The 12,141-nt window shown below is 43.8% G+C and carries 11 protein-coding genes; 2 read left to right on the top strand and 9 right to left on the bottom strand.

Annotation, left to right across the window (positions count from 1 at the left end):
- Positions 1–65: 65 nt before the first annotated feature.
- The 6 genes from B9N86_RS22870 to B9N86_RS22845 form a co-directional block, all read right to left on the bottom strand.
- Positions 66–764 carry a peptidylprolyl isomerase gene (locus B9N86_RS22870; RefSeq protein ID WP_208915422.1) on the bottom strand — a complete coding sequence of 233 codons (699 nt, stop codon included), beginning with the start codon at positions 762–764 and terminating at the stop codon, positions 66–68.
- 167 nt (positions 765–931) lie between these two features.
- Positions 932–1,324 (bottom strand): hypothetical protein, encoded by a 393-nt coding sequence (locus B9N86_RS22865; RefSeq protein WP_208915421.1) that lies wholly within the window; start codon positions 1,322–1,324, stop codon positions 932–934.
- A 444-nt stretch (positions 1,325–1,768) separates the two neighbouring features.
- On the bottom strand, positions 1,769–2,287 hold the full coding sequence (locus B9N86_RS22860; protein WP_208915420.1) for a hypothetical protein: 519 nt from the start codon (positions 2,285–2,287) through the stop codon (positions 1,769–1,771).
- Between the two features lie 225 nt (positions 2,288–2,512).
- Entirely contained in the window at positions 2,513–3,229 is a 717-nt protein-coding gene (locus B9N86_RS22855; RefSeq protein WP_208915419.1) for an aspartate/glutamate racemase family protein, read from the bottom strand.
- Positions 3,219–4,703 (bottom strand): UDP-N-acetylmuramoyl-L-alanyl-D-glutamate--2,6-diaminopimelate ligase, encoded by a 1,485-nt coding sequence (locus B9N86_RS22850; protein WP_208915418.1) that lies wholly within the window; start codon positions 4,701–4,703, stop codon positions 3,219–3,221. The genes B9N86_RS22855 and B9N86_RS22850 overlap by 11 nt, the downstream gene beginning before the upstream one ends.
- 23 nt (positions 4,704–4,726) lie before the next feature.
- Entirely contained in the window at positions 4,727–5,911 is a 1,185-nt protein-coding gene (locus tag B9N86_RS22845; RefSeq protein WP_208915417.1) for a carboxylate--amine ligase, read from the bottom strand.
- A 243-nt stretch (positions 5,912–6,154) separates the two neighbouring features.
- Here B9N86_RS22845 and B9N86_RS22840 point away from each other — a divergent pair, with 243 nt between their 5' ends.
- Together B9N86_RS22840 and B9N86_RS22835 are read left to right on the top strand one after the other, a co-directional pair.
- Positions 6,155–8,098, top strand: a complete 1,944-nt coding sequence (locus B9N86_RS22840; RefSeq protein ID WP_208915416.1) for a sensor histidine kinase — start codon at positions 6,155–6,157, stop codon at positions 8,096–8,098.
- Between the two features lie 183 nt (positions 8,099–8,281).
- Positions 8,282–10,171: a sensor histidine kinase gene (locus B9N86_RS22835; RefSeq protein ID WP_208915415.1), complete on the top strand. Its 1,890-nt coding sequence runs from the start codon at positions 8,282–8,284 to the stop codon at positions 10,169–10,171.
- Between the two features lie 95 nt (positions 10,172–10,266).
- Here B9N86_RS22835 and B9N86_RS22830 read toward each other — a convergent pair whose 3' ends face one another.
- The 3 genes from B9N86_RS22830 to B9N86_RS22820 form a co-directional block, all read right to left on the bottom strand.
- Positions 10,267–10,506, bottom strand: a complete 240-nt coding sequence (locus B9N86_RS22830; RefSeq protein ID WP_208915414.1) for an NHLP leader peptide family RiPP precursor — start codon at positions 10,504–10,506, stop codon at positions 10,267–10,269.
- Positions 10,507–10,578: 72 nt separating this feature from the next.
- Positions 10,579–11,532, bottom strand: a complete 954-nt coding sequence (locus B9N86_RS22825) for a hypothetical protein (protein ID WP_208915413.1) — start codon at positions 11,530–11,532, stop codon at positions 10,579–10,581.
- A gap of 148 nt (positions 11,533–11,680) precedes the next feature.
- On the bottom strand, positions 11,681–12,055 hold the full coding sequence (locus tag B9N86_RS22820; RefSeq protein WP_208915412.1) for a PilZ domain-containing protein: 375 nt from the start codon (positions 12,053–12,055) through the stop codon (positions 11,681–11,683).
- Between the last annotated feature and the right edge of the window lie 86 nt (positions 12,056–12,141).

Genomic DNA, 12,141 nt, shown 5'->3' with positions numbered 1-12,141 from the left:
GGTTAGATGAGCTTAACAAAAGAGGACAAGACTGCATCAGGGTGCATTCTTGTCCTCTTGAACTGTTATTTCTTCTCAGGCTCGGGATAATCTTTACCCAGTGTGTCAACCGTAACCTTTTTCATTGTTGGAAGTGGGTCAGCAGGGCGATCGTTTTCACCTGTTGGAAGTCCGGCAATTTCATCAACGACCTCCATACCCTCCGTTACTTTACCAAAAGCAGCATATTGGTCGTTTAGATCAGGGTAGTCAGCATGCATGATAAAGAACTGGGAGCCGGCGGAATCCGGATCCTGAGCTCTGGCCATAGAGAGAACTCCGCGAGTATGCTCTAGATCGTTCTGGAAGCCGTTAGCGTTGAATTCTCCGGCAATGCTGTAATCGGGACCTCCCATACCGGTTCCATCCGGATCGCCGCCTTGAATCATGAAGCCGGGAATAACACGGTGGAAGCCTGTCCCATTATAAAAGCCTTGCTTCACCAGAGAGATAAAGTTGTTAACCGTATTAGGAGCAACTTCCGGGTAAAGCTCAAGTGTGATCTTTTTACCGCTGTCCATTTCAATGGTGACGACAGGGTGGCTTGCATTAGGATCGGGAACTACTTTTTTCTCGGTGGCTGGTTCCTCAGCCGGTGCAGGAGAGCCTGCATTGCTCGTGTTGTTGTTCGTTTCCTTCTTTTCGTCCACGCCGCAGCCGGTTACGATCACCAGTAGGGTCATCAGGGACAGAAGGACAGTTAATAATTTGTTTCTTTGTTTCATCGTAACGTTTCCCCCTAAGTATGGATGATGGTAGTATTTTATCATATGTCCTGCCCCATGGACAAAACGACCGAACCGTGTCCAGTTACAAAAAAAAGAAAATCCCCGAACTTGTACAAGTCCCGAGGATCATGATCGTGCCTGATGAGCGTATTAGAGGCTGACTTTTACAGCGCCCGATAGATTCCCTCCACTTTATTTAGCGGAAACAGAATTCGGGAAGGGTTCTTGCCTTTTCCCTGTAGTTCGATAAAATCGGAACCAATGCGTACCAGACGGATTCGGTTGAACGCACTGCCGCTTGGGAACGTGGTTCGAACGCCCACCAACGCGCTCCGACGGGGTGGTTTAATATCAAAGACGCGGATAGAATTTAAACTGGCCGGAACAAACAGCTCGCCTTGTACTCGAATAAAATTCGCTTTGTATACAAATTCCAGACGACCTGGCTCAAGTCCTGTATTCGGCGCGTTAATTTCGACAAGATGTCCCTTCAATGTAGCAAGTCGCTGCTGAAGTGTGATGTTGCGGTCTCCGTGTAATGACAGGATTCCCTTCATTCATACCATCCCTCCATGGTCATATGCATTATAATATGACGATAGGGTAGAGATGGGTGACTAGCATAAAGCTGTCCGGTGAGGTTTGTCATTCTGGTGACTGATTTTTGCGGGATTCCATACATATAAATTAGTATAGATTTTGAATTGATGACTATACTGGTTATTAACGAAATTTGTAACCAGGGGGAACATCCGTTGGAAAAGCAGGGGAACCTATGGATCGGATTGATGTGGGGAGCCGCAATCGGTGTTGTATTATGGGCGGCTATACTCGGATTGCTCGATATATTGTTCTGAAATAGAAATACAAATTAACATGTTTTTCTTGCGAGATAAAGATGCTGTTTACTTCGATGTTGTACGTTCTTATCTCTTGAGAAAAAGCAAAGAACCGCACGTCCCTCGTTAGGGAAGCGGTTCTTTGCTTTTTCTACCCTACGATTAAAAATACTTAGGCAGCTCGCGTCCGGTCTCATCGTCCACACCACCAACACCGTTTAACAGATCGATACCATGTTGGTCAGGATCTTGAAGGGCAGCAGGATCAACAGGGGTGTCAGCTTGGATCTCATCCGCATCCGGTACATCTTCGAGCGGAGCCTCTTCTTCGACTGGCGATTCCGATTCGCGTAAATCATCTGGAGGCGGATTACGACGTAGGTAGGTTTCACTGGCATCTGTTCCGAGTGAAAAGGCCGCATCTGCCGGAACATGATCCAGAGGGAGCTTGCCTGTCGTTTCAGCCGCGAGACCGTTTTTTTCCTCATACTCTCTGCTTATCCGTCTGTCCGTATTATTGACGGTAGACTCTTCACCGAGTGTTCGGTTATTACGTTCAGCCCCGGTTGCCCGCCATGCTTCTAACGCGCTTGTATCCAGTTTTAAGCCATCTCCGCTTTGCGCGTTAGCAGGGCCAGCTTCGTTCTGGCTGAATCCGCTATGATCAGCGTTCTCACGCATCTTACACATCCCCTTTCAAAATTTAGTCCCACATTCTTATTCTTGGATTTTACCCGCTGTACGGGGAATGAATCCCACGATTGTACGGATAACCCATTACTATCGTTCTATGATGTCCCTCTTGAAGCCGCTTTATGAGCAAAAAGCCCTCTTTTCAGGTGTTGCCTGAAGAGAGGGCTTTTCGTTCAATTGTATAAAAGAATAGTTCATTTTAATAATTATCCGTTATTTATCAGATGCTACCTGCTTACCCGATAACGTAATCGAGCGATTGACGAGCACTTCCATCGCATCAATGGAGCATTCCTTGTAGAAATTACTTAATTCAATGCAGGACAACTCCGTGCATGCGAGAATGACACATTGGCAGCGCTCCTCATACACCAGCTGATGGATAAGGGATTCCAGCTTGCTTGGATCTACGTTTTTGCTGCCTTTTACATCGTTATAAATAATGTCCATGACCTCACTTTGAAGTGAAGGAGCTGGTTCGTATAGCTTCATGTCGTATCTTTCACAGCTGGCACGGTAGATTCCGCTGCTGACCGTACCATTTGTCGCCAGAATACCAATCTTGCTGCCGTCGCCATAACGCCCGTGAATTTCCTTTACCGTCTCGTCAACCATATTAATGATGTTGACAGAGGTCATCTGCTGCATGTCGTCATAGAAATAATGGGATGTATTACACGGAATAGCGATGTTTGCGACACCAGCCAGTTCCAGCAGTTTGAAATCATTCGCCACGGCGTCCAAGAATAGCTCGCGGCGTCCCTCTAGGATGACTTTGGTTCGATCGGGCAGGGTGGCGTGATTCAGAATAAGCATATCAATATGATCCTGATCGCACTCAGCCGCTGTATTCTCAATAACCTTTTCAAAAAATACCGAGGTGGCTTGTGGGCCCATACCGCCGATGACGCCTAACTTTTTAGTATCCATTATTCAACAACTGCCTCTTTATAAATTCGTTCACAATTTCAGCTTCGTTAAAAGGAATCTCCGTTTTTCCGATGATCTGTGAAGTTTCGTGACCTTTTCCCGTGATCAGAATGATATCGTCCTTCTGTCTGATCGTGAGAGCATACTCGATAGCTTCCTTGCGGTCCACAATGGCTTTGTAAGAGCTTCCTGCGGCTTCCATAGAAGCCACAATCTCAGAAATAATCGCATCTGGATCCTGATCCTTAGGATTGTCTGAGGTGACGATAGATAGATCGGCGTGTTTAGCCGCTACTTTACCCATGGAGCTGCGCTTGTCGCTGCCAAGCTCACCTGCTGCAGCGTAAACGCCGAATACCAGAATAATACGGCCTTTTGCGTAAGGGCGAAGCGTTAACAGCGCTTTTTCCAGGCTGTCCTCTGTATGAGCAAAGTCAACTATGACCAGATTGTTCTTATCCTTGTAAACAACTTCCATACGGCCTTTAATGCCTTCAACCGCTTGTATACCGTTCTTGATTACTTCCAGGTCGATGCCGCTACAGTATGCGCAAGCGATAGCAGCAAGGCTGTTCAACACATAGATATCGCCCGGGAGGTTAACCTTGATCTCAATACTTCCAGCCGGGGTGTGCACATTATAAATGGTAGAATCTATGAAATAACGGATATCGGAGGCGTACACATCAGCCTTACTGTCAATACCGTATGTAACAAGCTTCGATTTATAATGCTTAACTTTATCAATCAATCTTCTCCCGTATGGGTCATCTGCATTGATGATGTTGTAATCGGATGTCTGATCGAACAGCAGGGATTTGGCCTCAAAATATTCTTCCATGCTGTTATGCAGTTCCAGATGGTCCGGTGTTAGATTCGTGAAGATTCCTGTGTGGAAACGGCTGTACGCCACTCGTTTGAGACTCAATGCATGGGAAGAGACCTCCATGACACAATGACTGATATCTGAACTTACCATATCGGCAAAAATCTGCTGTAAATACAATGATTCCGGCGTCGTGTTCTTGTTCTTCTTCAGCTGATCGCCGATCATTGTTCCGATCGTACCAATAATACCTACATGTTTGCCTGCCTGCTCCAGAATGGATTTCATGAAATAACTGATCGAGGTTTTACCGTTGGTACCTGTAATGCCGATCATGTTCAGTTGATCCGTAGGTCTCCCGTAGAAGTTAGACGATAGGAGCGCAAGCGCGTCGCGAGTGTCCCGAACTTTTAGTACCGTAATGGATTCGTCAACCTGTACATCTTTTTCCACGATGATGGCTGTAGCGCCCAGACTGATAGCTTTGGGAATAAAACTGTGGCCGTCTACCGTGAAGCCGGATACGGCGACAAAAACGCAATTTTGTATCACTTCCCGGGAATCGAAGGCGACTGCATCCACATCAATATTCAGATCGCCCTTCACGAGATCAAAGTCGAGGCCTTGCACTATGGAAGCTAATCGCAATGGGAACAGCTCCTTTCCATATCTTATCTTCTAAATAACTTATTAAATACTTTCCCACCGATGATAGACGCATAAGCAAAGGCCGGCTTTGGATCCTTCCAGTCCCAAATGGCGTATGCTTTCGGTTTGAACAGCGATTTGAACACCTGACCCACGGTCAATTGCTTTGTTTTGATATAGTCACGTACAGCAAGCATATCTTCATATCCATACCAGAACACACGGTTTGTATTCTCTGTCAGCGCACTAGGAGGCTGAGGTGAGCCTGTTAGCTCCATATAGGTGATATAAGGAATGTTCATTCCGACCTTATAAAGCAGGTTGTTCAGGTTCGTGATCCGGCAGTTAACCTCGATTAAGTAAAATTTACCCGTTTCGGCATCCTTTTTAAATTCAATTTCGGCAAAACCCTTCCAGCCCATCTTCTCCAGGAACGGTGCACCGATGTCGTATAGCTCTTGAACATACTTTTGTCCGGTATAGACTGAAGCGCCGAAGTTGATAGGATATTGACGGAACTTTTGGCATGTAACCCAATTCGTAACCTTAGAGTCCTGATTCAGATAGGCATCGAACGTATGCATGTGATCGTCGAAGCCGGGGATGATACGTTGTACGATGACTTCCAGCCCGGCATCCGCTGCCTTATTGAGCGCTTCAACAAGTTCTTGCTTGTTGTGCACTTTAAACAGTTTGCGGCGAAACTTAGCTACAAAGGAAGGTGAATCCGTTGGCTTGACGATACAAGGAAACTTGATTGTCGATTCAATCTTCTCGAAGAAGTTGTCCTCGTTTACACGAACCGTCTCCGGTACGTTTACTCCGTGTTCCTCAGCAAGCCGGTGAAGAACCTCTTTATTCATCATTTTGGTATAGAGACCTTGTTCAGAGTTCGGAATAAGATAGTATTCTCTCAACTCATCCAAATGCTCGTCAATGATTTCAACATAGGAATCATGACATGGTATAAGAACTGGAGGAGAGCTTTGTTTACGGGCATAATCAATTAAAAATCGGATGAAAGATTGTGTTTCTTCCTTATAATGTGGAGCGATCAATCTTTCCGAAGTATACTTTGACTCCGCACCGTAAGCATGTTTATTTGAATAGTCGACAGCGACCGTATGAATGCCATGAATGCCCAAGCAGCGAATCGTGCTCAGACCAATATAATAGTTACAACCTAAAATTACCACTTTGTTGTTCATGAATGCACATCCCGATACAGTATTTTAAGAGCATATCAAATAATAATAATACTTCTTCATTACATAGATTACAAATAGATTTGATTCATTGGGAGATTTTGTTTTGGATAGAGGTTCCTAGTTTTTCGGTCAAAAATAAATAACAGTATTCCGAATTCATGATATATTGATAGGAGTTACAATGAATTAAATGCGAAACGGTAGTTTGCTTTAATTACGAACAGGGGTAGAGGTGCTAACCGAATGAAGGCTGTGCCTAAATATTTCGTCGTATGGATCAAAATTGTACTGCTGGTGGTACTTCTTCTATTGTCGACTCCACTGAACGTCGAAGGACGTGAAGCACATACGTTTGTCCCTGATTGGCAAGTAAGATGGGATGTAAAAGGACCGGCAGCGGTGGTATCCCCAGCTCAAGTGAAAAATTCTCCGGATTGGGTCAATATTAAACACCAAGAAAGACTTTCCAGACCTGAAGATGCTTTTTCCGCCTGGTTTCGAGTGGCCCTTCCTGAAAATGAATGGAATTATCCAGCTCTTCTGCTCGATGAAGTGGAGGGTCGGGACGTCCGGGTTTTCGTGGAGGAGGAACCTATTTTTGAATCCCACCGCAAATATATGTATACCAACCATCGTTTGCTGCTTCCGGTTCAGCGAGGGGATATGGGAAAGACACTTTACATATGGCTTGAAACACCGATGGATTCGAACGGTATTAAAGGTAGCATGAGCATCGGAGAATATGAGGATCTGCGAGGAAACTTCATCCGGAGGGATCTGGGTGACTTTGTCATGGGCAGCACTTTTCTCTTTATTGCCATAGTCATGTTTTTTAGCTGCTTCTTTTTGCCGAGACAGCCAAGGACAACATGGTTGTCTCTTAGTCTGGTCATTTGCTCTTACGGAATTCTTCTTATTACGTATTCACCGTTTCTGTATACTTTCTATGAAGAATACGGAAGGGTATGGGTCACATTGTTTGATATGTCTCTGTTTATCCTAGTTCCTTCGTTAACATTTTATTTTGAGAAAATATACGGACCAGGTCCATTTGGCTTAATTCGTCATATGAAAAAATTCCAATTGATCTACTCTGCATTTTGTTTTGCATTCCTTATCGTCAATCAGCTGAACAGTAACCAATTCTATAATGCTTATTATCTGGTTTCGGCTCGCATACTGGGGCTTATTATGATCCTGCAGATATTGCTTCTGGTAGGAACTACGATCACTTATGCGGCTAAACGAAACAAGGACGCATATATTTTTTCTGTAGGGTTCAGTTTACTGGCCGTTACAGCTTTGGGGGATCTGTTGACTTTTTACGTGAATAACGGCAACTACCATTTCTTTCTTTGGAAGTGGGGCGTGCTAGGATTTATAGTATCCCTAATCGTCATGCTGGGTCAGAAATTTATTCGTAGTCATGAAAAAGTAGTTAAATATTCGAAGAAACTGGAGTTGTTTAATAACGAGCTGCAGCGCTCTGAGAAAATGGAGATCATCAGTGAGCTTGCAGCTTCCGTTGCTCATGAGGTCCGCAATCCCCTACAGGTGACGAGAGGGTTTATGCAGCTACTTGGAGAGAGGTCGAGCCCGGATCAGCAGGAATATTTAAATCTGGCTCTTAATGAGCTGGATCGCGCTTCAGGGATTATTACCGATTTTCTTACCTTTGCCAAGCCTGAGTTGGAGCAGGTAGCGAAAATAAATTTGTCTGATGAGCTGCGGCATGTTACTGGGATTTTAATACCTCTGGCCAACATTGGCGGCGGCACGATCCATCTGGAAGTACCCAAAACGATACACATTCTGGGCAACTCATCAAAGCTCAAACAAGCGATGATTAATCTCGTCAAAAATAGCATTGAAGCTCTGGATGGAGAAGGAACGGTCAAGATATGGGCTTATATAGACAAGGGAGAGGCTGTTATTCATGTTCGGGATAACGGAATCGGGATGGATATGCAAGAGCTTTCCCGGCTCGGAGAACCCTATTTCTCTAACAAAACCAAGGGAACTGGGCTCGGATTAATGGTTACTTTTCGAATTATTGAAGCAATGAAAGGAAGCATCTATTTTACAAGTCATAAGGGTATTGGTACGGAGGTTGTTATCAGTATACCTGTGGCACCGTCTGAAGAAGAGATGCATTCACTACAGATAAATGATGGAGATACGGAATAAAAAAGACACCATGAGGTGTCTTTTTTTATGTTATTGCGTACATATCAGGAATATTTTTTCAAATTTCGGAAATTTTGCAGGTAATTTTGATACGTTTATCGAATCTATTTCAGAAATAATTCAGAAACACATATTCACAGTTAATCATGTAAGGTCGCCTAAAATCTATGGTTGAGGTGTACGATGAAGTTTACGTTGAAATTTAGGGTGCTTTTACTGTTTATTTTTACAGCAGCTCTATTATATTGCGTTTCTGGCACTGCACATGGAAAATCGACAGATGCCTTGAACATTACGGACTGGTCTATACTATGGAGCGATTCCGCAGGAGATTCATCAGAGTCGGTGCCTTTGAATGTTCCGGCTGATGAGTGGCAGCCTGCTGCTTCCAAAATTTTAAAACCACCTTCGGCAAAAGCGGTATGGATCAAGATGGAACTTCCTGCTGTGGATACCTCAACCCCGAGCATTTTGCTTGATAAAATTTACGGTAAGGAGATCTCAATTTTTGCTGATGAGGTGAAATTGTATGAATCCAGCCGTACTTATAACTATAAGAGGAACCAGATTTTTCTGCCCTTGTATGAAGAATTGACAGCTGGAAATTTGTATATACGGGTCGTAATGTCAAAAGATTATGTAAACATGCAGGATAAAGCATATGTAGGGGATTTTCATACGCTGCTTACCCGCTTTGTTAAAAACAATCTGGTGGATATTGTTCTTGGCTGTACCTTTATATTTATCGCATGTGTAATGCTAGTCTGGTCGATATTTTTAAATAGACGCTACATGGTAAGTGTGTTCTCCTTATCTCTAGTCATATTGTCTGTTGGGATACTTGTATTTACTTATTCCCCCTTCCTTTATACGTTATTTGAGAATTACGGCAGGCTGTTTACACAGCTTTATGACATATCTTTACTGATTCTGCTGCCTTCCTTCAGTCTGTTTTTCGAAAAAATGTTCGGTCCAGGACAAAATGGACTGCTTCGAAAGCTGCGTAAGTTCCAAATGGGGTATTCAGCCTTTTGTCTTCTGTTCCTGTTGTTAAACTACCTGTCGTCCGACCGTTTCAACGAAATGTATTACTTTTTTTCCGTTAAGGTGCTTGGATTTATGATGATCATCCAATTTATGCTTCTATTCGTAAGCTCGATGGTATATGCGGTTAAAGGGAACAAGGACGCTGTCATTTTTAACATCGGCTTTGCTATATTTGCTGGCATCAGCCTGGGCGAGTTGATCCGTTTTTTTGTAAGCGGAGGTGATTATCATCTTTTTCTGTGGAAATGGGGCGTAGCTGGATTTATAGGGGCTTTAATCATTATTTTGGGACGAGTCTTTGCACAAAATCATGAACAGATTATAAAGTACTCCAAAGAGCTAAAAATGTTTAACAATGAGCTGCAGCGCTCAGAAAAGATGGATATCATTAGCGAATTGGCTGCATCGGTAGCACATGAAGTGCGTAATCCACTTCAAGTGACTAGGGGATTTCTGCAACTATTAAGCGGAAAGTCCAAAGCTGCAGAGCGTGAGTATCTGGATATGGCAATGATAGAGTTGGACAGGGCATCAGGCATTATTACGGATTTTCTTACCTTTGCCAAACCTGAATACGGTAGAGTTGCGGTATTACAGGTGTCGGACGAGTTCAAGCATATTGAAGGGATACTGGCTCCGCTGGCTCATTTGCAGGGAGGCAAAATTACGGTAGATATCCCGGATGATATTTGTATCCAGGGGAATTCATCCAAGTTCAAGCAGGCACTTATTAACATTATCAAGAACAGCATTGAAGCATTAGATGGAGAGGGTCAAATACATATTCGGGCATATGTCGTGCAGGAACAAGTGTTTATACATGTAGAGGATGATGGGGAGGGGATGGACGCAGATGTTCTTACCAGACTAGGTGAGCCATATTTCTCTAATAAAACCAAAGGCACCGGCCTGGGGTTGATGGTCACATTCCGGATTATTGAGGCCATGGAAGGAAACATTCATTACAGCAGCAAAAAAGGAGTGGGGACGGAAGCCGTTATTACGCTTCCCGCAGCTGGCAGTTAATGCCTGGTGCTGCGGTGGCGGACGGCTCGTCCCCACTTCTTTGTGTACAGAATTATAATGTGAACATGTATTCTTTAGGATACATTATGTAGTCATTACCAGATGGCTTTTTCCTTGGCCTCGGATTTGATCACTCCGGAAGGGTTCGGCGGGATGACGAGATACAGCTCGTTCGACTGCTCTTCAACGGTTTTAATCTGGATGTGGTCGGGAATCCATACGCCAAGTACCTCTTTAATGGCGGATTTTGGATCACTAAGCAATTTTGCCTTAAAGCTTGGATCCTCCCATGCTTTTTGAATCAACTGTGTTTGAAAGATGGCTTCTGTCGTCATTAGAATCACCCTTTCAAATAAAATGGTTTTTATTTACTTCTTAAGAATACCATGGAATAATTATAAAATCTATTAAATTTTGTTTAATGAAGACAAATAATAGTTTAAACCACCATGCTCAAGCATTTTACGGCCGTTTTCGATGTTTCCCGCTTCTGAGATAAGTTCGTCTACAAGCATTTCATGAAAAGATATGACGTGAGGGGCATCCAAGTTTATGCTAAGGAGTTTTAGATGAGTAGCGGATGCGATACTTACATAATGGTTGAGTGATTCGTGAAGGTATACAGCACGATGTACTTCTTCGATGGATAGCGTATGGCTGCGTGGGAGGTTGTATTCCGACTTGATGAGAGACAGCAGACAGTTGTAGCTTCCGTCAGATAAGTCCTGTTCCCAATCAGCCCAATCGTCCATCATTTGTAGGGTGAGAAGGACGTGGTTCATGAGATCGGTTGCCGCAGGGACGAGGTCGTGGCGGTCTGCAAGCAGCAGTGCAGCTGTGCTTCCAAGCTTAACAGGTGCGGCTTTTTTGGCAATCTGGATGGGGTCATGTTGAAAGTAATCATGCTGACTCTCGTAAATAACCCCTTCGGACCATTCTTGAATATAGGTTCTATAGTAGGTCCAGAACGGTGTCTCGGCAGGGAAGAACTGTAGGTATATACTTATGAATTCTGCGTGAAGAAGGTTGGCCAGCGCCAATTGATTTTTCCACATACCCGGGGTGTAATGGTCTGGCAGGGTATCCATAATATCATCTTGAATGAAGAAGTAGAGCATTCCGAAGATGTTGGCGGTCGAAAGACTGTGATACACGCTTGAAGGAAGGATGGTCAGGTCTTTCATCCAGAAGGGGAGAAGATAACAAATGTAGTTTTTGGCACTGCCCTGCTGAAATACATCAAATTTTTGCATATACTGGAGTCCGATTTGGTTCAGAGGGGGAGGGAAATTAGCGATTCTGGCGCCGCATTCCGCAAAAACGTCGGCTAAATCTTTCTCATACGGTTTAAACCAATCCATAGCATCACCAGCCTATTAAAATTTTTAACGTCTACCCGATGTGAATATGCCAGCTTGCTATCTTATATTATCACAAATCCCTATTCAGTTAAATATTTACAAATACTATGGATAAAAAAAGACCTGCCAATATGGCAAGGTCTATGTGTCATTCCACTACGATTTTGCGTTCCGCGGCGAGTGTTCTAAGATCTACTAAAATACGTTCTTTCTCTGATGGAGGAAGCTGGAACTGCAAGCCATATTCAAACCGGGTGGAATCTTGAGCCCGCTGCCATTGAATGGTCGCCGGACACAGAATCGGTGTTTCAGTAAGAGGAAGATGAAGTTTCACCACCACTTGGTTAGTATCAGCATGAAGATTTAAGCCGGAAACAATTTTGCATCCGCCTTTACTCAGATTAATGAGTACTGCTTCGGCGGGCTTACTGCTCACAGGAGTTCCATTAAATTCTGTCAATTCGAGCAGACAAGGATGGGGCTCAGTAAATAAGTAACGAAATGGTTCTTTTCGAAGATTCAATGATCTTCCTCCTAAAGTGTTCTCATCAATGACTGTCTCGATTATATCGGAATCGGTATGGTAAATCTATCCTACTGAAGCATGAT

This window comes from Paenibacillus uliginis N3/975 (assembly GCF_900177425.1).
GTDB classification, from domain to species: Bacteria; Bacillota; Bacilli; order Paenibacillales; family Paenibacillaceae; genus Paenibacillus_AQ; species Paenibacillus_AQ uliginis.
Note: the sequence above shows the minus strand (reverse complement) of the source record. Positions and strands in the feature narration are given on the sequence as shown.